The organism is Nitrosomonas sp. TNE100 (assembly GCF_055387135.1).
Window position 1 is genome coordinate 1,657,328 of record NZ_AP040997.1, and the last position, 22,599, is coordinate 1,679,926.

18 protein-coding genes and 1 pseudogene are annotated in these 22,599 nt (G+C 48.4%); 10 read left to right on the forward strand and 9 right to left on the reverse strand.

What is annotated here, in order from left to right:
• The first annotated feature begins 19 nt into the window (after positions 1–19).
• Genes ACZ5EJ_RS07840 through mnhG form a run of 6 tightly spaced genes read left to right on the forward strand, consistent with a single transcriptional unit; the run spans position 20 to position 6,107 of the window.
• Entirely contained in the window at positions 20–2,938 is a 2,919-nt protein-coding gene (locus tag ACZ5EJ_RS07840; protein WP_011634744.1) for a monovalent cation/H+ antiporter subunit A, read from the forward strand.
• Complete coding sequence (locus tag ACZ5EJ_RS07845; protein WP_074456157.1) at positions 2,938–3,282, forward strand: Na+/H+ antiporter subunit C; 345 nt, start codon at positions 2,938–2,940, stop codon at positions 3,280–3,282. The genes ACZ5EJ_RS07840 and ACZ5EJ_RS07845 overlap by 1 nt, the downstream gene beginning before the upstream one ends.
• A complete protein-coding gene (locus ACZ5EJ_RS07850; RefSeq protein WP_464556872.1) occupies positions 3,279–4,925 on the forward strand; it encodes a monovalent cation/H+ antiporter subunit D in 1,647 nt (548 codons plus the stop codon). The genes ACZ5EJ_RS07845 and ACZ5EJ_RS07850 overlap by 4 nt, the downstream gene beginning before the upstream one ends.
• Complete coding sequence (locus tag ACZ5EJ_RS07855) at positions 4,922–5,407, forward strand: Na+/H+ antiporter subunit E (protein WP_160803397.1); 486 nt, start codon at positions 4,922–4,924, stop codon at positions 5,405–5,407. Before ACZ5EJ_RS07850 ends, ACZ5EJ_RS07855 begins: the two co-directional genes overlap by 4 nt.
• Positions 5,404–5,685, forward strand: coding sequence for a K+/H+ antiporter subunit F (locus ACZ5EJ_RS07860; RefSeq protein WP_011634748.1), 282 nt, complete (start codon positions 5,404–5,406; stop codon positions 5,683–5,685). Before ACZ5EJ_RS07855 ends, ACZ5EJ_RS07860 begins: the two co-directional genes overlap by 4 nt.
• Positions 5,682–6,107, forward strand: a complete 426-nt coding sequence (gene mnhG / locus ACZ5EJ_RS07865; protein WP_074456159.1) for a monovalent cation/H(+) antiporter subunit G — start codon at positions 5,682–5,684, stop codon at positions 6,105–6,107. The genes ACZ5EJ_RS07860 and mnhG overlap by 4 nt, the downstream gene beginning before the upstream one ends.
• Positions 6,108–6,263: 156 nt before the next feature.
• Here the strand turns inward: mnhG and ACZ5EJ_RS07870 are convergent, their stop codons facing one another.
• Positions 6,264–8,762, reverse strand: a complete 2,499-nt coding sequence (locus ACZ5EJ_RS07870) for an ABC transporter permease (RefSeq protein WP_464556873.1) — start codon at positions 8,760–8,762, stop codon at positions 6,264–6,266.
• 129 nt (positions 8,763–8,891) lie between these two features.
• A complete protein-coding gene (locus tag ACZ5EJ_RS07875; protein ID WP_074685411.1) occupies positions 8,892–9,608 on the reverse strand; it encodes an ABC transporter ATP-binding protein in 717 nt (238 codons plus the stop codon).
• Here ACZ5EJ_RS07875 and ACZ5EJ_RS07880 point away from each other — a divergent pair.
• Positions 9,607–10,302, forward strand: coding sequence for an arylesterase (locus ACZ5EJ_RS07880; RefSeq protein ID WP_143032859.1), 696 nt, complete (start codon positions 9,607–9,609; stop codon positions 10,300–10,302). The two genes, ACZ5EJ_RS07875 and ACZ5EJ_RS07880, sit on opposite strands and share 2 nt — an antisense overlap.
• A gap of 39 nt (positions 10,303–10,341) precedes the next feature.
• Here ACZ5EJ_RS07880 and ACZ5EJ_RS07885 read toward each other — a convergent pair whose 3' ends face one another.
• Positions 10,342–11,328: an RluA family pseudouridine synthase gene (locus ACZ5EJ_RS07885; protein ID WP_074685413.1), complete on the reverse strand. Its 987-nt coding sequence runs from the start codon at positions 11,326–11,328 to the stop codon at positions 10,342–10,344.
• A gap of 486 nt (positions 11,329–11,814) precedes the next feature.
• On the opposite strand from ACZ5EJ_RS07885, the gene ACZ5EJ_RS07890 reads away from it, so the two are divergent.
• Complete coding sequence (locus tag ACZ5EJ_RS07890) at positions 11,815–14,364, forward strand: Rne/Rng family ribonuclease (protein WP_160803398.1); 2,550 nt, start codon at positions 11,815–11,817, stop codon at positions 14,362–14,364.
• Between the two features lie 131 nt (positions 14,365–14,495).
• Here ACZ5EJ_RS07890 and xerD read toward each other — a convergent pair whose 3' ends face one another.
• Both xerD and ACZ5EJ_RS07900 read right to left on the reverse strand, forming a co-directional pair.
• The gene (gene xerD, locus ACZ5EJ_RS07895) at positions 14,496–15,413 is read right to left on the reverse strand and encodes a site-specific tyrosine recombinase XerD (RefSeq protein WP_160803399.1); all 918 of its coding nucleotides are present in this window, start codon (positions 15,411–15,413) and stop codon (positions 14,496–14,498) included.
• A 121-nt stretch (positions 15,414–15,534) separates the two neighbouring features.
• Positions 15,535–16,380 (reverse strand): cytochrome C assembly family protein, encoded by an 846-nt coding sequence (locus tag ACZ5EJ_RS07900; protein ID WP_160803400.1) that lies wholly within the window; start codon positions 16,378–16,380, stop codon positions 15,535–15,537.
• 142 nt (positions 16,381–16,522) lie between these two features.
• Between ACZ5EJ_RS07900 and ffh the strand changes: the two genes are divergently transcribed.
• Together ffh and ACZ5EJ_RS07910 are read left to right on the forward strand one after the other, a co-directional pair.
• Positions 16,523–17,872, forward strand: a complete 1,350-nt coding sequence (gene ffh / locus ACZ5EJ_RS07905; RefSeq protein ID WP_160803401.1) for a signal recognition particle protein — start codon at positions 16,523–16,525, stop codon at positions 17,870–17,872.
• Positions 17,873–18,843: 971 nt separating this feature from the next.
• Complete coding sequence (locus ACZ5EJ_RS07910) at positions 18,844–19,341, forward strand: nucleoside deaminase (RefSeq protein ID WP_160803402.1); 498 nt, start codon at positions 18,844–18,846, stop codon at positions 19,339–19,341.
• Positions 19,342–19,360: 19 nt separating this feature from the next.
• Here ACZ5EJ_RS07910 and ACZ5EJ_RS07915 read toward each other — a convergent pair whose 3' ends face one another.
• The 4 genes and pseudogenes from ACZ5EJ_RS07915 to ACZ5EJ_RS07930 all read right to left on the reverse strand — a co-directional run bounded on the left by ACZ5EJ_RS07915 (position 19,361) and on the right by ACZ5EJ_RS07930 (position 22,211).
• Positions 19,361–20,371: a YncE family protein gene (locus tag ACZ5EJ_RS07915; RefSeq protein ID WP_160803403.1), complete on the reverse strand. Its 1,011-nt coding sequence runs from the start codon at positions 20,369–20,371 to the stop codon at positions 19,361–19,363.
• Between the two features lie 63 nt (positions 20,372–20,434).
• Positions 20,435–21,192: pseudogene (locus tag ACZ5EJ_RS07920) on the reverse strand (IS5 family transposase).
• Positions 21,193–21,271: 79 nt separating this feature from the next.
• Positions 21,272–21,451 carry a hypothetical protein gene (locus ACZ5EJ_RS07925; protein ID WP_041353530.1) on the reverse strand — a complete coding sequence of 60 codons (180 nt, stop codon included), beginning with the start codon at positions 21,449–21,451 and terminating at the stop codon, positions 21,272–21,274.
• 88 nt (positions 21,452–21,539) lie between these two features.
• Positions 21,540–22,211, reverse strand: coding sequence for a Bax inhibitor-1/YccA family protein (locus tag ACZ5EJ_RS07930; RefSeq protein WP_011634760.1), 672 nt, complete (start codon positions 22,209–22,211; stop codon positions 21,540–21,542).
• Positions 22,212–22,599 lie beyond the last annotated feature (388 nt).

Below are 22,599 nucleotides of genomic sequence, written 5' to 3' on the forward strand. Positions count from 1 at the left end.
TTACATTGTTTACCTAAAGATGAACAGCGAGAACCTCCTTTTTCTCCTGATACTGTTGCCCTTTGCCGGAAGCGCTCTGGCAGCCCTGTTGCCAGCCAATGCCCGTAATACGGAAGCATGGTTATCAGGGTGCGTAACGATCGCCTCATTTGCAATCGTTGCTTACCTCTATCCATCTATTTCAACGGGAGAAATACTCCGTAACGAAATCGAATGGCTGCCCGGATCGGATCTGAATTTCACACTCAGGATGGATGGTTTCGCCTGGATGTTTTCGATTCTAATTACTGGTATTGGTTTTCTCGTGGTGCTCTACGCACGCTATTACATGTCTCCCGAAGATCCGGTTCCGCGTTTTTTCTCCTTTCTACTGGCTTTTGCCGGTGCCATGCAGGGGATCGTCATCGCGGGAAATTTAATCCTGTTGGCGATCTTCTGGGAACTCACCAGTATTTTTTCATTTCTACTGATCGGTTATTGGCATCACAATGCAGCAGCGCGTGATGGCGCACGCATGTCACTGATCATCACCGGAACCGGCGGGCTCTGTCTGCTTGCCGGGCTGATTCTCATCGGTTACATCACTGGCAGTCACGATCTCGACAATGTACTGGCCTCTGGCAACACAATCCGGGAGCATACGCTCTATGTTCCTGTGTTGGTACTCATCCTGCTGGGTGCACTGACCAAAAGTGCACAGTTCCCATTTCATTTCTGGCTACCTAATGCAATGGCAGCACCAACACCAGTATCCGCCTACCTGCATTCAGCAACCATGGTAAAAGCGGGTGTGTTTTTGCTTACTCGGTTATGGCCGGTATTATCCGGCACCGATGAATGGTTTTTTATACTGGGGCTGGCTGGTATGGGTTCGTTTCTGCTCGGCGCCTACTTCGCTATCTTCCAGCAAGATCTCAAAGGGTTGCTTGCCTATTCGACCATCAGTCATCTCGGCCTGATTACGGCCTTGCTCAGTTTTGGCAGCCCGTTGGCTGCGGTGGCTGCAATTTTTCATATGATGAACCATGCTATTTTCAAGGCTTCTCTGTTTATGGCTGCCGGCATCATTGATCATGAAGCGGGCACGCGTGATATGCGCAAACTGAATGGGCTTTTCAGCTACATGCCGATTACAGCTACGCTCGCTATGGTGGCCAGTGCAGCCATGGCAGGAGTACCACTTCTCAATGGTTTTTTATCGAAGGAAATGTTTTTTTCTGCAACACTCGGGCAACATTCCGGCTCTGTACTGGATAGCGTACTCCCCTATGCAGCCACGATTGCCGGTGCCTTTTCGGTCACCTATTCCGTACGCTTTATTCATACTGTCTTCTTTGGTCCCAAACCTTCGGAGCTTCCCCGAGAACCTCATGAACCTCCCCACTGGATGCGGCGACCAATTGAATTTCTGGTACTCGCCTGTCTCATTATTGGCATAATCCCTAGCATAGCCATCGGCCCTTATCTGCATACCGCTGTGACTTCGGTATTGCGCGAATACACGCCACTCTATAGCCTCGCCGTGTGGCACGGTATCAACACGCCTCTGATCATGAGCATAACGGCGCTTGTCAGTGGCACACTGCTCTACCGGGCTCTACAAAATTACCTCGCCCAAAGCGAAGATGGCCCGCCTGGCATACGGCAATTCAAGGGCCAGCGAATTTTTGAGCGATCACTGGTTGCACTCTCCTGGCGTTGGGCACGCTGGATGGAGGAAACATTCGGCACACAACGTTTGCAGCCACAACTGTTTCTGGTTATTTTCATCGCGTTAATTGCGGGATGCTGGCCATTCCTCGAAACAGATCCTGATTTCAGCCTGATAGCGGTTGCCGGGATTGATCCCGCTTTTGCAATACTCTGGGGAATTGGAATCGCTTGTGCACTCGGAGCCGCGTATCAGGCCAAATATCACCGGCTGGCTGCACTGATCCTGATGGGGGGGGCGGGCCTTGCCACCTGTATCACTTTTGTCTGGTTTTCCGCACCTGATCTGGCGGTTACTCAACTGCTGGTTGAAATCGTTACCACTGTGCTGATCCTGCTTGGCTTACGCTGGCTACCAAAAAGGATGGAACAAATTGACAATGCGACAACACTGATTGCGCGGACACGCAGATTGCGTGATTTTGTACTCGCCGCCAGCTGTGGAGGAGGAATGACACTAATTGCCTATAAAATAACGACCAACGTCGAACTGCCGGAAACCATTGCTGGATTCTTTCTGGAACGGGCCTATTCAGAAGGCGGCGGCAACAATGTTGTCAATGTTATTCTGGTTGATTTTCGTGGCTTTGATACGTTTGGAGAAATTACGGTACTAGGTATTGTGGCACTTACTGTTTATGCGCTGCTGCGGCGCTTCCGCCCTGCACCGGACAGTATTGAAATTCCGGAGCAACAACGTATGCAAAATGACTTTGATGATCGTCAGCCTGATCGCAAGGTTGGTGAGACTGTGTACGATTACCTGATGGTACCCACCGTGCTCATGCAATGGATGTTCCCGTTCATTATCCTGCTGGCTATCTATTTATTTCTGCGTGGCCATGATCTGCCGGGAGGTGGGTTCGCCGCTGGCATCACCCTAGCTATCGGTCTCCTGCTGCAATATCTCGCCAGTGGTACCCGCTGGGTGGAAGATCGTTTGCACATCCTGCCAATCCGCTGGATTGGCCTTGGCTTGCTGCTGGCGGCATTGACTGGGATGGGATCCTGGTTGTTTGGATTCCCCTTTCTGACTTCTCATTCCACTTATCTGGAGATACCACTGATCGGCAAAATACCTATTGCTACTGCATTGTTCTTTGATCTGGGTGTTCTTTTGCTGGTGGTCGGCGCAACCGCCCTGATGTTAATCGCTATTGCACACCAGTCGATCCGTAGTTACCGTGCGCGTGCCATTGAATCTGCCAAAACCGGAGAGGACAACTGATGGAGCTAATTCTATCGCTTGGTATCGGAATACTGGTTGGATCAGGTGTCTGGCTACTGCTGCGTCCGCGCACTTATCAGGTCATTATCGGGCTAGGATTGCTCTCTTATGCCGTCAATCTGTTCATTTTCAGCGCCGGTCGGCTGATAGTGGGCAGGCCACCCGTTACACAGACCGGTGTCCGGGTTGATCCGGCCACCTTCGCTGATCCAGTGCCCCAAGCACTGATTTTGACGGCGATTGTCATTGGCTTTGCTACAACAGCGCTGTTTCTGGTTATTCTGCTAGCTTCGCGCGGCCTGACAGGTACCGATCATGTAGATGGCGAGGAATCGGACCGATGAAACTGTCTCCAGAACATCTTGTTATCGCACCTATTCTGATTCCACTCATCGCTGGTGCATTACAACTTTTTCTTGATGATCGCGGACGTAAGCTGAAGGCTTCCCTATCCATTCTGTCAACTGTTGCTCTGCTGGCAATCTCGGTTCTGCTGCTACGTTTTACTCACACGGATGATGAAGCAAGTGGGGGTAAAATTGCTGTCTATCTGCTCGGTAACTGGCCGCCTCCATTCGCTATCAATCTGGTACTGGATCGCTTGTCCGCCATGATGCTGGCCCTGACTGCCACGCTTGCTCTGCCCACTTTAATATTTTCAATGGGGCGTTGGCACAAGGCTGGAGTGCATTTTCATACGTTGTTCCTATTACTGTTGATGGGGTTGAATGGTGCATTCCTGACCGGGGACTTGTTCAATCTCTTTGTGTTTTTTGAAGTCATGCTGGCTGCATCCTACGGATTAGTATTACATGGATCGGGCTTGCTCCGGGTAAAGGCGGGGTTACACTACATCGCCATCAACCTCGTCGCTTCACTCCTGTTCCTGATCGGGGTCGCTCTGATTTATGGTGTTACCGGCACCCTCAATATGGCTGATCTCGCCATACGCATCCCACAGATCAATGAAACAAACCAAACGATGCTGGAATCCGGGGCAGCCATTCTGAGTGTGGCCTTCCTGATTAAAGCGGGCATGTGGCCATTGAGTTTCTGGTTGCCCGAAACCTACGCCGTAGCGCCGGCACCATCAGCTGCCATCTTTGCCATCATGAGTAAAGTTGGTATTTATGTGTTGTTACGCTTGGCACTACTTTTTTTTGGAAGTAATCCCGGTTTTTCAGAAGGGCCAGGAGCACAGATACTTTTGTATGGTGGTCTAGCAACCATTGGCTTTGGCACCGTCGGTGTCCTCGCTTCACAGACTCTGGGACGATTTGCTGGTTTCTCAGTGCTGATCTCATCTGGCACATTGCTAGCAAGCATGGGTCTGGTACAAGCCGAGGTGACTGCCGGCGCTCTGTTTTATCTCGTGAGCTCCACGTTGGCAATCAGCGCATTATTCATGCTCATCGAACTGGTTGAAAGAGGGCAAAACCTGGCAGCTAGCGTGCTGGCCGTTACCATGGAAGCTTTCGGTTATCAGGATGAGGAAATAGAGAATGAGGAAATTGTAGGAGTGGCCATCCCTCGAACGATAGCTGTTCTCGGCACTTGCTTTGCAGCTTGTGCCATTTTGCTAGTTGGCCTCCCCCCTCTTTCGGGTTTCATTGCCAAATTCGTCATCCTCTCCGCTATATTTAGCCCTGATATAGCAAGCCAGATAGATATTATCCCGGCAACGTCCTGGTGGTTCATGGCACTACTGATTCTTTCCGGATTAGCTACACTGATTGCCATGAGTCGCTCTGGCATCCATGCTTTCTGGGCACCCTCGGTCGACACCACGCTGCCACGGGTACTGTTTATCGAAATCATACCGGTTGCTGTGTTGCTATGTACAACGCTTGTATTGACTATACAAGCAGGGCCGGTAATGCGTTTCATGGAAGCAACAGCAATCAGCCTGCATGCACCTCAGCCTTATATTGAAGGTGTAATGAATGCGCCAACCATGCTGCCACCGCCAATGGAGGTAGTAGAATGAGCAGACTATTCCCTTATCCACTGCTTGTTGTTTCGTTGGTTATCACATGGCTGATGCTGGCTGGCTTCTCCCTCAATCAGTTTTTACTGGGTTTGATAACCGCCCTTATTGCTGCGCTGGGGTTGGCGGCACTGAGCCCAGTAAAACCACGACTCAGGCGATGGGATCTACTCCCCAAGCTATTTGCAATTGTGTTTTATGATATTGTGCGTTCCAATATTGCTGTCGCCGGCATTATTCTGCATGGAGGTAAACGGATCGGGAAATCAAGTTTCATGGCTATTCCGCTTGATCTGCGCGACCCTACCGGATTGGCTATCCTGGCTGTCATTATAACAAGCACCCCCGGCACAGCCTGGATCGACTACAACTCCACGCGCAGCATCCTGATACTGCACATCTTTGATCTGGTCGATAAAACCGCCTGGTTAAATCTGATCAAAAATCGCTATGAATACCTGTTACGGGAGATATTTGAATGAGTGCCACTATACTCTTCTGGGCCGCCACTATCGCACAGATCGCGCTGGCAATTGCCATGGTGCTAGCATCAGTTCGCATGATCAGAGGGCCGCGTGCCCAGGATCGCGTACTGGGATTGGATGCACTCTATAGCAACTCGATGTTGCTGCTGCTCGTTTTTAGCATACGTACTGGAAATCCACTATATTTTGAAATTTCACTGATTATTGGAACTCTGGGTTTTGTGGCAACAGTGGCACTTGCTAAATTCATAATGCGCGGAGAGGTAATTGAATGAATCAAGCCAGCGATTTGCCCCTATGGGCCGCGTTACTCATTGCCATCTTTCTGCTTATTGGCGCCGGATTAACTCTGATTGGTTCTTTCGGGCTCTATCGTTTGCGCAGCTTCTACGACCGTATTCATGCGCCCACACTAGGAACAAGCTGGGGGACAGCTGGTATTGTTATCGCTTCGATTGTCTATTTCAGTGTAGTGGAATCACGGCTCATTCTGCACCACCTGCTGATCGGCGCATTTGTAACCGTAACTACGCCGGTAACGCTTATATTACTGAGCCGCGCCGCACTGTATCGCGATCGTGCAGAAAACGGTCCTGATATTCCCCTCCTGGATCCACCCAATAATCCATCCGAAGTATCAAGCACGGAGAAAGAATCAGCTGATTCTCACAATAACACTCACACCATAGAGAAGTAATTACGCAATACTGCTTTCCATCGATTTGTTACGGGAGTTTTGTGCGGGTTATTTGCATAGGCTGCTCCTGGCTCTTTTTATAGAATAGAAGCTTCGTTACGTCCTCTGACTTTGGCAGCCACTACCCAATTCAAAATCAGATGTCGAATAACTACACTATTTTCTCAGGACCTGTAACGGTGGCTGGGATAAGGTTGTACGTGTTCCAATCACGCCAAATGCTGTCACGCTGATTATACTGACCAGTACGCCGATTACCCAAATCCATGGGCTGGGTGAATAAGTAATGTGCAATGCATATTTGCCAATCAGGTAACCAAGTACACTAGCCCCTGCTGCCGCAAAAAAACCTGCCAGCGCCCCGAGTACTGCAAATTCCACTGCCCACGCACGCGCAAGCTGCTGCTTTCTTGCTCCGAGTGTGCGAAAAATTGCGGCTTCATAAATTCTTTCATCCTGAGTTGAAGCAATCGCAGCATACATCACAGCAAACCCCGCTAGCAGAGTAAATAGAAATACAAATTCAATTGCGTGCGTTACTTGCCCAATCATATTTTGTACTCGTTCAATCACACTTGCCACATCAATAATCAGGAAATTTGGAAAAATACGAGTCAGCTCCTGCATGATTTGGATCTTATCAGGGGGCAAATAAAAACTGGTGACGTAACTTGCAGGGTAATTGTCGAGCAATCCCGGACGAACTACAGCAAAAAAATTCACCTGGAATGTATCCCAGTCCACCTTGCGCAAACTCGTAATTGTTGCCGAGAAATCCCCGCCCCCCGTATAAAAACTCAGACGATCTCCCAGTTTGAGGCCAAGTGTCTCGGCAAACCCTTCCTCCATTGATAACTCGTGTTCAGAAGGGATCACTTCCTCGCTCCACCAGCGTCCAGCCACAATTTCATTATCCGGTTGCAACGTATCTGTCCAGGATAAATTGAATTCACGATTGATTAGCTGCTTTGCCCGTGGATCAGGATAATCTTCGAGATTTACTGCTCGATCATTGATCTCTAACAACCGACCACGTACCATCGGAAAAACTTTCGGTCGTGGAATAGCATGTTCATCGAAAAATACCATCAACCTCTCCTGCTGATCCGGCTGAACATTAACCAAGAACCGATTGGGTGCATTCTCTGGCAGACGTGCTTGCCAGTCCTGGAGTAGATCATTGCGCGTTAGCGTCAATGTCAGTAATGCCATTAGCCCCAGCCCCAGTGCAGTAGCTTGTACCAGACTGGGAATAGCCCGCCTTCGAATATTGGCCAGCCCGTAACTCCACGGGCCAGAACCCGGCGGGCGGGTCAGCAGAAACAGTCTGATCAGTAGCCAGCCGAACAGGCCAAAGAAGATGACCGCCAGCAGGAAGCCCAGCATGATCATGATTCCCAGCTTGAATGATCCAGCCTTCCAGATGAACAATATGGACAGTATGACTATCCCGAACCCATAGCCAGCCAGACTGTGCATATTGGCCAGTTCCAGATCACGCCGGATCACGCGTAATGCAGGTACTTGTCGCAAATTCAGGAGTGGCGGTAAAGCAAAACCCAGCAACAACACCATACCAGTCAACATCCCCTGGATAGCAGGCAACGTACTCGGTAATGGCAATGTAACCCCGATCAACTCCTCCAACCAGTATGACAAAAATTCCTGGGTAAGCACGGCAAATATGCATCCCAACAGGCTTGCAGCCAAACCCAGCATAATGAAGTAGTAAGAATACAAGCGTAGCAGATCAGATTCAGTCGCACCCAGACAACGCATGACCGCACAGCCATCCAGATGACGTTGAATGAAACGGCGAATAGCCAGGGCAATAGCAGCTGCTGCTACTACCACGCTGGCCAGGGCTGCCAAATTGAGAAATTTGCCAGCGCGATCAAGCGCCGAACGGATTTCTGGACGCGCTTCCTGAATACTCACTATACGTTCGCCTGGAGACAACCTGTCTTTGACCCAGTGCCTGAATTCTCTTACCTGCGTCTCATCTCCTGCTACTAAAAGCTGATAGTTAATCCGGCTACCAGGCTGGATCAGCTGGGTGATAGCCAGATCTTTCTCATTCATCAGCAATCTGGGATTCATGCTGACAAAACCGACAGAATGATCCGGCTCACTTTCTACCATGGACATCACTGTCATTTCAGCAGCCCCTACCTCAATCTTGTCACCCAAAGTCACTTTTAATGCATTAATCACCTTCTCATCCACCCAAACTGTTCCAGGTTTAGGGATTCCCTGGGCAATCCTGATGGATTGGGCAATATTTTCTTCTGTCGGTGGATTGGCCAGCTTCAGTTCCCCCCGCAGCGGATAACCTGGCGCGACTGCCTTGATACTTGTCAGAAGGCTATTGTCACCAAAACTGACCATACTGGGGAATCTGACCAGATGAGTAGTCCTTAACCCGATCTGCTTTGCGTGCTCAGCATAAGAGGGTGGTACAGGACTATCGGAAGTTACCAACAGATCTCCGCCCAATAACTGATTACTTTCCAGCACCAGTGCTTTTTGCACCCGATCTGAAAAAAAACTGACGGTTGCTACACTGCTCACCGCTATAACGAGTGCAAGCGTAAGGATATACAACTCTCCCGCTCGCCAGTCCCGCAGCAGCATGCGCAAAGAAAGCCTGATCATGTTCATTTCAGGGTGACCTCGGACAGATAATTCAAAACAAGAATGACTGGAAGCCAGGGTAGCTGATTCACATCAGGATACTTCTAAAAAGCAGTCTTTCAGGAAAATCGTGGTGTTGCATGGTACCCATCAATCAACTGCCCGACCGGCGACCAGTTCGATAACCCGGGAGCACCGGGCAGAGAGATTTTTGTCATGCGTCACCAAAACAAGTGTGGTTCCCTGTTCTCGATTAATCTGGAACATCAGATCAATAATCTGGGCTCCAGTTGCCACATCCAGATTACCAGTCGGCTCATCGGCAAACAACATTTTAGGATGAGTGACAAAAGCCCGTGCAATCGCCACACGTTGTTGCTCCCCTCCAGAAAGCTGTCTGGGATAATGGCCAACTCTTTCTTCCAACCCTACCCGCACCAGCCAGTCATGTGCGATATCACGGGCATTGTCAGCACCTGATAGCTCCAGTGGCAACATGACATTTTCAAGCGCAATCAGTGACGGCAACAACTGGAATGATTGAAACATGAATCCCAGTAGCCTGCCACGCAAACTGGCGCGTTCATCCTCGTCCAGCTTGAAAATATCTTCTCCATCCAGAAAAACAGTACCATGGGTTGGCACATCCAGCCCTGCCAGCAAACCCAGCAAGGTCGACTTTCCCGAGCCGGAAGCGCCAACCACAGCAATTGATTCTCCCGCACTGACTTGCAGATTGATATCCTGCAGAATAATCAGCCGCTCTCCCCCTGTTTCAACCTCTTTAGTTAAATTGCTAGCCTGTATGATAGGCTGATCATTACCATTTGCAGGAACCAATTGTTCAACAATCAACTTTCTAGCCATGAAAAAACTATTGTTTGTCATATTATGTTTATTCGGTACCTTTCCATTCAATTCAGCCTGGTCGGGAACAGACACCAAAATCATGGTGCTGGGGGACAGCCTGTCCGCAGGATATGGGCTGCCACCGCAATCCGGATGGGTAAATCTGCTGGAACGGCGATTACAAAGCCAATCCGCTGGTTACAAGGTGATAAACGCCAGTATCAGCGGGGAAATCACCTTAGGCGGGCGCAAACGGATAGAACAGGCACTTAAAAACAATAAACCGGATATCGTCATCGTTGCACTGGGAGCAAATGACGGTTTGCAAGGCCGTTCAATCTCATCCATTTACGAGAATCTGGAAGCGATTATCCTGACCTGCAAACAGTACAACGCCACCCCACTCTTGATCAGCATGCAATTACCGCCCAATTATGGCATAAGTTATACGCAAAAGTTTCGTGATATCTACCCGCGCCTGGCAAAGAATCAGCAATTACAACTGGCTCCATTCCTGATGGAAGGTTTTGGCGATCAAACCGGATTTTTTCAGGCGGACGGTATACACCCCACTGCCCAGGCGCAGGAAAAAATGCTTGATAATATCTGGCCTGCACTGGTTTCCGTGTTGAAGTCACAACAAACACAGACATCCACTGCCAGCAAAAATCTGATTGATGGAACTGATACAACAACCGGATTGCTGCACTAAATTTGTATAGAGATAACCCCCAATTTCTTGATAAAAACATCAAGGTATCTTGAAATACGGATCCAGACTTCTCAAAAATACCCGTAACTCATCCGGAAGGGGTGCTTCCAGGCGCAAAAGTTCGCCGGTTACCGGGTGTGTGCAGACAAATACCGAAGCATGCAGAAACATACGCTTTAATACCAGACCACTTCCATCATCCTTCTGTAATTGCCTGTTCAACCCGAAATCACCATATTTATCATCCCCGGCGATGGGAAAACCGAGATGCGCCAGATGCACCCGAATCTGGTGGGTGCGTCCGGTTTTAAGTTCGGCATCCAGCAGACTGAAAGCTTCCCAGGTTTTTTGTAGAGCAAATAGCGTATAAGCCTGCTGCACTTTGTCATGATCATTCCTGCCGGTAGCTATTGCCACACGCCGCTCTCCTTCTGCAGTCAAATATTTATACAAAGGTAAGCGGACATTTTGTAGCGAATTTTTCCATTTCCCACGAACCAGTGTCAGGTAATGTTTACGGACTGTCCCTTCGCGGATCTGTTTATGCAGCTCCAGCAAAGTTTGCCGTTTCCGGGCAAGCAGCAGCACACCTGACGTTTCACGATCAAGGCGGTGTACCAGTTCCAGAAATTTCCAGTCCGGGCGCTGTTTGCGCAACTGCTCGATCACACCATAGCTGATGCCACTGCCTCCATGAACTGCGGTTCCGGCTGGTTTATTGATCACTAGCAGATAATCATCCTGATACAGAGTATCAAATTGTTCTGCCCGGTAAGGCGCCTGCCGGGATATTGGCTTTGCCAGCTTGAGAACGGGTGGAATGCGCACCTTGTCATTCAGCAGCAAACGATAGCCTGCATCAATGCGCTTGCTGTTAACACGCACCTGCCCGCTGCGCAGCAATTGATAAATATGACGTCTGGGTATATCCTTGAGAGCTTTGATGAGAAAATTGTCAATACGTTGGCCTTCGGCTGTTTCATCAACCTGTTTAACAACCGCATGTTCCGATATAATGCCCGGCATAATTTTCTCTTTACCGGGCGCCCCACTTTTACCTATACTTTTCAAACTCAAATTCCTGTAAATCTGTTTTTTCACCATGAAGCGATTGCGTGGTCTATTAAGAAGTCATATACCCGGAGTTTCGTTTTCATACGCTGGATGAATCCAGTTTCCGGCTGGTTAATGTCGCTCACCATATTTAAAAGTAGCGATGGTAATTAATTTACGCGCTCGACATATACATAGATTCAAGTTCCTGATCCCATACCCAACCATACAAGGTATGTTCTCTGCCGGCCCTGTGTCTCACTCATTTTTGACCCGGCCAGCCGGGGATCAAAATGCCGAGTGACAGTTATCGATTGATCTATTTCAACAGGATATCGAAACCATTATCTGTACCATGTCCAACACTCTGGCCACAGACAAATCTGTGCAAAAATACCAGGATGCCACACTGACAGTGAACGAAAGGTTTACCCGTACACCGAGCGCGGGAGACACTAAATGAAACGCATGTTATTCAACGCGACCCAGCCCGAAGAGCTGCGTGTCGCTATTGTAGATGGGCAGAAGCTCATTGATATTGATATTGAAACCCTGGGCAAGGAACAACGCAAAAGCAATATTTATAAAGCTGCTGTTACCCGCCTTGAACCAAGCCTTGAAGCGGCTTTTGTTGATTATGGCGCCGGGCGCCATGGTTTTTTACCCTATAAGGAGATCGCTCCCACCTGTTTTGACAAAAATACCGAACGATCCAGTCACCGTATCGGTGAACTACTGCGCGAAGGCCAGGAGCTGATTGTACAGGTTGACAAGGATGAACGCGGAAATAAAGGTGCTGCGCTCACCACCTATATCTCACTGGCTGGTCGTTACCTTGTTCTGATGCCCAACAACCCGCAAGGGGGAGGTATTTCACGCCGTGTCAGTGCGGAAGAACGGGCAGAACTGCGTGAAGTAATCAACCATCTTCAGGTGCCCGATGGCATGAGTATCATTGCGCGTACCGCTGGTATTGGGCGCAACGAAGAGGAATTGCAGTGGGATTTGAACTATCTGGTGCAACTCTGGCGTGCAATCGAGGGAGCAGCCAGTAGTGAGCGTGGTGTCTTTCTGATTTATCAGGAAAGCAGTCTCGTAATTCGCGCCATTCGTGATTATTTCCATGCGGAAATCGGCGAAATTCTGATTGATAACCCTGAAATATATGAGCAGGCATACCAGTTCATGGCCAATGTCATGCCGGCAAACGTTGACCGGCTAAAGCTCTACCAGGACGATATTCCTCTGTTTTCTCGTTTTCAGATTGAGCACCAGATTGAAACAGCCTATTCTCGCCAGGTCACACTGCCTTCCGGTGGCTCGATTGTGATTGATCATACCGAGGCACTGGTTTCAATTGACGTTAACTCGGCGCGCGCCATACGTGGCTCTGATATAGAAAACACTGCACTCAACACCAATCTGGAGGCTGCTGACGAAATCGCCCGGCAATTGCGTTTGCGCGACCTGGGAGGCTTGGTGGTCGTTGATTTTATCGATATGGAAGTCACCCGCAATCAGCGGGAAGTGGAAACCAACCTGCTGAAGGCATTGCGCCTGGATCGTGCGCGCGTCCAGATCGGCAAAATTTCCCGTTTCGGATTGCTGGAATTATCCCGTCAGCGTCTGCGGCCTTCTCTCGGGGAAGGCAACTACATCCCCTGCCCTCGCTGTCATGGTACCGGCCATATCCGGGGAACAGATTCATCTGCGCTGCACATACTCAGAATTATCCAAGAAGAAGCCATGAAGGAGCAGACTAGCATGCTGCAGGTGCAGTTGCCGGTTGATGTCGCCACATTCCTGCTGAATGAAAAACGATCAGAAATATACCGGCTTGAAGCACGCCTGAAAGTTGGCATCATCCTGATCCCCAATATCTACATGGAGACACCCAACTACACGATTAACCGGCTGCGTCATGAGGATGTCAAATCAACAGAATTGCCGCCAAGCTATGGAATGGTGGAGAAAATCACTGAAGAAATCACACTGCCATCTACTTCACAAGAACTCAAGGCAATCCGGCCAAAAGCTGCCGTAACTGGTATCAAACCCGAACAACCCGCACCAGTCCCAGAAGAAAAACCCCGGGAACAACTTTCATTCCTGGACAAATTTTTCAGTCTGTTCAGACCGGCAAGCAGCAGTCGGGTAGAACCTGAACAGACAGCAGAGGAGTCCCAAGCTAGACCTCTCCGTAGCGAACGAGGCCGAAACAGGCGCGATCGAGGTCGCAACAAGCGTACAAAAAACAATATTCCGGGAACAACAGCAAGCGAGACATTACAGGAGGCAGGCAATCTGCCGTCACTTGAACAATCAACTGGACATCCCGTTGAAAGCACGAGCAACGATGATCATCATCATAAAGCCAGCCGGCAAGGGCAAGATCAGTTACAAGAATCGGGAGCGGAAAGTAATCTGCCTGATGCAACGACAACCGGAGAAGGCACAACGCCTGCAGGGGATTCTGTCAGTGAAAGAAAAACAGATAGGAGAGGCCGTTCACGCCGTCGTCGTGGAGGTCTGCATCGTGATCGGGAAGAGCGGACAGATGCAAATAAAACCACTGAACAGGGAGAGGTAACCCAGATTACAAGCAGTGAAAATAATGAGCCAGTTGTACCTTCTGCTGATGGCAAGGAAGATAGGGAGCTTTCATTCCTGCCCCCCACAGAACCGACTCAGCATATTACGTCGATAGCATCAGTCGACGATATTACAGCAGAGCAGGAAGTGGCCTCTGCCAAGGTAATCGAGCCAATAAATACCGATGCTGAATCAAATACTGGATCACAGGCTGCTTCGGAATCCCGTCAGCCAATCGAACTACCTGATCTCACCCAAAGTGGACTGGTCATGATAGAAACAGCCCCGGATAAAATAGCCGAAGTACCAGAAGAAGCCTTGGCACCAGTCAAAAGGCCGCGTATCAGACCCAGCTACTTAGCGGAACCGGATACAACAAGTTCTGAACCTCTGGTACAAATAGAAACCAGAGATTGATACGCAACAGCTAAATGGCACTTTTAAAATAAGTGTGTCTATGATGACGAACGCGCCGACTGTAATAGTTAGCGTGTCCGTCATTGTGCGGCCCATAAGACTGATGGGTCCACTGTAGGGCGCCGTTGCCGCTACAATTTTCCCCTTGGATGATGGCGGGCATGCAATTGCCTGAGTCGTTCACGTGCAACATGCGTATAAATTTGTGTAGTAGAAATATCGCTGTGACCTAACAACAGCTGGACCACTCGCAAATCAGCACCATGATTCAGTAAATGGGTAGCAAATGCATGACGCAACGTATGTGGCGACAGTTGTTTTACAATCCCTGCCTGTCGCGCATGGCGCTTGATCAGATACCAGAACGCCTGGCGAGTCATGGCATCTCCCCGGGTTGTAACAAACAACATATTGCTGTGCTTACTAGCCAGCAGTATCGGACGCGCTTCTCGCAGATATAAATCCAGCCAGTACAGTGCCTCATCTCCCAAAGGAATCAGGCGTTCCTTGTTGCCTTTACCCAAAATACGCACCACCCCCATATCCTGGCGGACTTGAGAAATGGCCAAACTAACCAGCTCGGAAACACGCAACCCTGCAGCATAAAGTATCTCCAGCATGGCACGATCTCGCAATCCGAGTGGTTGCTTGATATCCGAGACTGCCAATAGCGCTTCTACTTCAGATTCAGCCAGGCTCACGGGGAGATGACGAGAAACTTTCGGGCTATCTATATTTACAGCAGGATCGATAAGAATCTTTCCCTGGCGCAGCAGATACCGGTAAAACCGTCTGATACAGGCTAATGCCCTGCTGGCAGTGCTTGCTTTCGCCCCTTGCGCAATCCTGTCGGACAGAAATGCCAATAAATCAGCCTGCGTTACGTCATTCAATAACCCATTTGTCTGTTCCCGCCGACTGAGCCATTCAACCAGCTGCATCAGATCAGCCCGATAACTGGCTAGTGTATTACGGGACAAACCATCTTCCAGCCACAAGACATCCGTAAACTCATCCAGCATCCGGATATTGGCTTCAAAGGTATTCATCAATTACAAGGTGCTTTATTGACAGGAAACCCATAGTTATGGGCACAAGCAAGTTCGGTTAATTGATAATTCCTATCAATAACGGCAGAGCAGGAATTTTTAAACTATTCCACAAATCCGATCAGCGATTGAGGATAATTTCCAGTACAAACTTGCTACCAATATAGGATAGAACAAGCGCAACAAATCCAGCCAACATCCAGCGGATGGCAGTACGTCCACGCCATCCGTACAGATGTCTACCAGCGAGCAGGGCTGCGAATATTCCCCAGGAAATGAAACCAAATAATGACTTGTGCGTAAACGGTACCGACTTGCCAAACAGCTCCTCTGAAAACACGATACCGCTAAGCAAAGTGAGACTAAGTAGAATAAACCCGATCCATACCAGGCGGAAAAGCATTTTATCCATCACCAGCAGCGGCGGCAACTGTACAAAGAGCGAGGACACAACAGAATGATGCAGGCGACGCTCAAGAAGCGTCATAAGAGCTGCATGCAGGGCAGCAATCGTAAACAGACTGTAAGCGAGCATTGCTGTCAGCAAATGCGCCTTGAAAGCCGTCATCCCGGCATGTGCTAGCGGATGGACGGAGGGCAGTAACAGTGGAATCAGAACAGCGATCGCCGCTATGGCAGAAATCGGCGCGATGAGATTTTGTAATCCCTGCAGCGAGGATAAAAAACCTGATACCCAATAAATCAAGGCAGTCAGCCATACAATAGCTGAAATGGCATTGCCGACACCAAAGCTCAGCATATCATCCATAAATACCGAACGGTAAAGCACTACGCCATGCATCACCAGAGGAATGAGCATCATAAACTGCTGTAACTTCACATTCGGAACCGTTCCTGCAGCATTCGCCTGCAACGCTGGCGCAACTGTACGCAAGGTTTGCCAGAAATACCATCCGGCAATCCCGTAAAGCAATGAAGTACTGAGATAAGTTAGAATACTGGGCATTGGCAATCTATCTGAACAATTGGTGGAAAACAACCAGTCTACCCTTCGTCCGGATAAAGCTGAAGTGCTGTTTGACAGTTTCCATGAAGTTTAGCATAGGGAACAACTCTCACCAGCGGATACCGTTTCAACAGGAGCCTACATGTTTGACAATTTAACCGAACGACTTTCCGGCGTCATCAAAACTCTGCGTGGTGAAGCACGCCTGACCGAAAGCAATATTCAGGAAGCCCTGCGTGAGGTGCGCATAGCCTTGATTGAAGCCGATGTCGCCCTGCCTGCAATTAAAGTATTTATTGAACAGGTCAAACAACGCGCCATTGGCCACGAAGTACTGGGTAAACTCTCTCCCGGGCAGGCTTTCATCGGCGTTGTCCATGAAGAACTGATGGCCATCATGGGTGGAGACAAAGCGGATATCAATCTGAATGTTGCTCCACCTGCCGTCATTTTAATGGCAGGCCTACAGGGTGCCGGCAAGACCACCAGCAGTGGCAAGCTGGCAAAGTGGCTGATGGAACAGAAAAAAAAGAAAGTGCTGCTGGTATCCTGTGACATTTACCGTCCAGCCGCAATTGAACAACTGGCACTTCTGGCCGAGCAAACCGGAGCCGATTTCTTTCCGGTAAAAACCGGCCAGCAACCAGCTGAAATCAGTACTGCTGCTCTAGACTTCGCACGCAAGCATCATCATGATGTAGTAATCGTTGATACCGCTGGGCGACTGGGTATCGACGAGGCCATGATGCAAGAAATCAGCCAGCTGGAACAATTGCTGAAACCGGTTGAGACACTGTTTGTTGTCGATGCCATGCAGGGACAGGATGCAGTCAATACCGCCCGGGCTTTTGCGGAAGTGTTGCCACTGACCGGGGTGATTCTTACCAAACTTGATGGTGACGCACGCGGAGGGGCGGCACTGTCCGTCCAGCACATCACTGGTAAGCCGATTAAATTTGCCGGTGTTGCTGAAAAACTTACCGGATTGGAGCCCTTTTATCCTGATCGCATGGCCTCGCGTATCCTAGGCATGGGAGATGTGCTCGGATTAATCGAGGAAGCACAACGCACCACTGATCAGCAAGAAGCAGAGCGCCTGATGAAAAAAATGAAATCAGGTAAAGGCTTCGATCTGAATGATTTCCAGCAGCAATTTCAGCAAATGAAAAAAATGGGGGGCATGAGTGCCATGCTGGATAAATTGCCGCACCAACTCAGTCAAGCTGCCCAGAACATGAATGTGGATGAGAAAGTTATCAATCGTACCGAAGGCATTATCAACTCCATGACGCCTCAGGAACGAGCCAAACCGGAAATCATCAAAGCCTCCCGCAAACGCCGTATTGCTGCAGGTTCCGGTGCTTCTGTACAGGAAGTCAATCGTTTACTTACGCAGTTTGAGCAGGCACGCAAGATGATGAAAATGATGAATAAGGGAGGAATGGCAAAAATGATGAGAGCAGTCAAGGGAATGCTCCCCGGTATGCGGTAGAACTACGTGTTTAGTCCCACTTTGTAGTGGGACTAAAATGTCCAGCCCTGGATAATTGTATAGATAAAACTTGCTAGAAAATAATGGGCATGACAGACAGATAGGGGTTGCTTTGAATATAGAAATTGAAACGATAGCGAAGATTGTATCTCCATTGCTGGTGGCTATTTCTAGCTTCTTCCTTAGCCGATACTTGGAGACTAGACCTAAGCTGATCTCCTATGTTGTGCATGCATCAGAGTTTCCACCTTTGAACGAAAACTCCAGTGCAGTCAGAACGCACGGAGTTGTAATACGGAATGCGGGCAAGCGCACTGCTCATAATGTAAGAATCGGCCATGTTGTTTTTCCTGCTAGCTACCAGATTTATCCATCTGTCACTCACAAAGTTGGGCATAGCCCCAGCGGCTCAGCAGAGATAGTCATTCCAACACTCGTTTCAAACGAACAAGTCACACTGTCATATCTATATTTTCCGCCATTGTTCTGGAACCAGATAAACTCCTACACCAAATCAGATGAGGGTATGGCAAAAGTTATCAATGTCATCCCAAGTCCTCAGTGGCCGCAATAGCGGATCAATTTACTTTGAGGGCTTGTTTTCGTCGGAGCATCAACCGTGTTGTACTGGATCGTTTTGGCCCTTTTCTATTGAGTGCCCTAAAAGTTTCTAACCAACGGCTGCACGGCGACCGGTTATCCGCTGTTCATGGCGCGAGCTGTCATGAGAGCGCTGATTTCCTCAAACCATCCGAGAGAGCCATGAAATGATAATAGTTTTGCATAAGAATGCTCGTACTACACCAGCGATACGGGCTGAAATTACCGCAAGCGTTGACTCTGCTGTGGTGTGCTGTATACCAAATCAGCATAGCGGGTTTATGCTTTGTTACGCTGGTGGCGCAGACGCAAGTGAAATTGTTGTTCGGATTGGATAAGCCAGCTGTGACGAAACAAGGAAATAATACTTAATGGCAATAAAAGAAACAGATTTACATTTTTTACGGCGCTGTATTGCACTGGCGGAAGAAGCGCTTGAGACCGGCGATGAGCCGTTTGGTTCTGTGCTGGTTTCCGGTGAAGGTGTCGTACTCCTGGAAGCCCGTAATCAGGTAAGTAGCGGAGATCAGACACGTCATCCGGAATTTGAAATTAGCCGCTGGGCAGCGACACATATGACGCCGGAAGAAAGAAACAAAGCGACAGTCTACACTTCTAGCGAACATTGTCCGATGTGTTCCGCCGCGCATGGCTGGGTTGGATTGGGGCGGATTGTGTATGCCAGCTCAGCCCGACAGTTATCAGATTGGTTGGCAGCGCTTGGCGCACCACTGCCTCCTGTCAGCCTGTTTCCAATTCAGAAAATTGTACCGGATCTGATCGTCGAAGGGCCTGTAACAGAGCTGGCTGAGCAGATGCATGCGCTGCATATTCGCCGCTTTCATCGTACACATCGCCCCTCGGAATAGCAAAAACAGTGTGTGCCGTTTATGGATTGCTGGATACAGCAAGCCAAAATGGGAATTGGCCTTGCGTCGGCAGTTGTTTCACGACTTCCAGTGTTTGTGTATCTATCACTACGACCTGGCTGGGGTTCGTGACGCCGACATAAACCAGACGTCCGTCATGGCTGGCACGCACGCCATGTGACCCCTGTCCGACATCAATCCGTTTGACAACTTTGAACGTTATAGCATCAATGACATCGACCATAGGGTCAGCCGTTGCACCGGTAAAAACATACTGGCTGGCAGTCACGGCATCTATACCGGCATGCCCCCGGCCAACAGGAATTACCGCCAGTATTTTTTGCGTCAAGAGATCAACAGCGGCGACTTGACCAGTGAAATCACGAATCCAAAGTGTCTTCCCGTCGTCCGATAGATCAAGATTATGCGGCTGATCAATGCCAGGTAGCGAAAATTCATCTGTTTTTTCCAAGGTTCGCATATCGAGTACAGCAATGCTGCCGCTGCCTTGCAGGGTGACATACGCCTGTGTGCCATCGGGCGTGAAACGTACGTTGTGAGGTGCTTTGCCAACAGGAATGACCTTACCCACTTTTTGCGTAGCAAGCTCAATGACAGTGACCGTTCCATCTCCGGCTCCGACAGCCAAGCCCTGTTGGTTATCCGGACTAATCGCCACTCCCTGTGCAATTGGACCAACGTCAAAAGTTGACAGGAGTTTGCCACTGGTTGTATCCAGCAGATAAATATTGGATGAACCTGCTTCGCTGACCAGCAGATGGCGGCCATCAGAACTGACAGCGTGGTAATGGGCGCCAGGCACGCTCCAGGTGGTTCCTGTCTGTAGGTTTTCCACCACACCATCTGTCTGCAAGGTGACGTAAACCGGAGTGGAAAATAGTGAATGAGGTTCAACCGCATCGGCCGTATTGATCATCAAGGCGGCAAAAACCAACCCTGTCACACAACGGAAAACAATCCAATACAGTTGCCGCAAGGAAAAAATAAAAGGAGTTATTAAAGTGATCATGTGATTCTCCTGAATGTAAATATACTTTATGTTACTGCATTACAAATATACTAGATAATGTAGTCACAAGATATCTGCCCAGAGGGCGAGACATCTAATTTGTACGGCGGCAAGGAAAGAAGAGGTATCTTTGTGGCGTATCTTGTAGCAACACCACCTTTTGAGATGAAGGAAAGTATTTTCGGCGAAATACCTCAGTTTATACAGCGCTTGATCATGATGTCTTTGCGTCTTCCGGTTCTTCTTTGGAGGAATAACAACCTCCACTCCCCGTTTTTCTGCCTGTTCAATAATGGCATTACTGTCATGCCACGATCTGCCAGCAGATGATCTGCATCCATCCCTTCGATCAGGCGGCCAACTTGCGTGTAATCAGCAGTGGTACCTTGTGTAACAAAGATTCTGACCGGCATACCATGCGCATCCACGGCCAGATGTATCTTGGTGTTGAGCCCCCTTTCGCCCGACTCATCTCCTGATTATCTCCTCTGGCCCCGCTGGCATGTGGGTGAACCTTGCCGTGACTGGCATCAATCATCAGCCATTCATAATCCGGATCATCCATCAGGATTTCCAGCAATTTTTCCCAGATACCCTTGTCACGCCAGCGAATAAAACGGCGGTGGGTATTGCTCCATCCCCCGTAGTCCGGGTAAATCCCGCCATGGGGCTCCTGTTCGCATAATCCATAAAACAGCATTGATAAACCGGTGATTATCTGTAGCTATCCCTCCCCATGCCCCTTCTCTACCTGGTAAATGCTCCTCAAGTAGCGACCATGCCTTATCTGAAATATCATGCCTACGATGGGCTGGCGTCATATGAAATCCTTTTAAAAAATAAAAGGATTTCATATCTTTAGCCTCATGACTACACTATCCAGTACCAGAAAAACTTAACTTAAACTAACTTAATTAACAACATAATAAATAAAATAATTATTATCAGAGGAACGATAACAGCCTTCCAATCCGAAGAAGTCGCTTTAGGGCTGTTCTTCATCATTTCCAGCGCTTTAGGAAATAAAATTATTAAGAACATTATTAACGCTAACGCAGAGCCAATTTGCATCCAATCCATACCCAAACCTCTGTTCCTTCCACTTATTCCACTCTAAAAACAAAGCCCCGGCTTGACCGGGGCTTTGTTTAGCTAAAGTAGCTGACAACTAATCATCATTACCCATAATCCCTAAAATTTGCATCAAGCTGATAAAGATATTGAAAATGGTCATATATAACCCGATTGTTGCTAACACATAATTAGTTTCGCCACCATGAATAATACGACTCGTGTCATATAAAATGAAACCACTCATGATGAGAATAACTACAGTTGATATCGCTAATGACATTGCAGGTATTTGTAAGAAAATATTTGCCAGAGCAGCAAGTAAAACTAACAAAAAACCTACCATCAAAAACCCACCCAGGAAACTAAAATCTTTTCGTGTGAAAAGAGCATAGGCAGATAATCCTATAAATATCGTGCCCGTGCCCGCTAGTGACAATGTAATGATATCGCCACCATTAGGCAGAGAAGCATACATGGTTAACATGGGACCTAATCCAAATCCCAATAAACCTGTAATCAGAAAAACAATTCCGATTCCTGCTACAGATTGGGCAAAACGAGGTAATACAAACATTGCAATCAGCATGGCACCTATCACAGAAATTAAATATGTCATCGGTGGCATATTTAAGAACATTGAAAGCCCTGCAGTTAGACTGCTGAACAATAGCGTTAACGATAACAGCATGTAAGTGTTACGCAATACCTTGTTAGTCGTTAAAGCAGATGATGCGCTATGAGCAACTGTTGAATAGCTTCGATTCATTTTAATGATCTCCAAATATAAGTATACAAATTACTGCTGTTTTTGTTATAGCAGGCTATATTGACCCAGATGCCTTATTTATAGTTCATCTTGTAAGTATAACTCAGTAGCGTTTAGTTTTTTAAATTGGTGATTTCTCTCTTGTAAAATTTATTAACAAAATCCAGATGAAAGAAACGAGTTTGACCTGGTCAAGTAAAACCGGACAATCCGGTTAAGCAGAGCCTGTAAAGCTTTTTGTGTAAACACCTTTACCGGTTATTACAGATGACCAGTCAGTCACCAAATTTGATCATAAAGTGGTTCATGGCAGGCTTCCAATTCCGAATGGGCATGGTGATATGGTCTAATAGACCCGGACACTCCAGTTAAGAGAAAATAGTCTTAA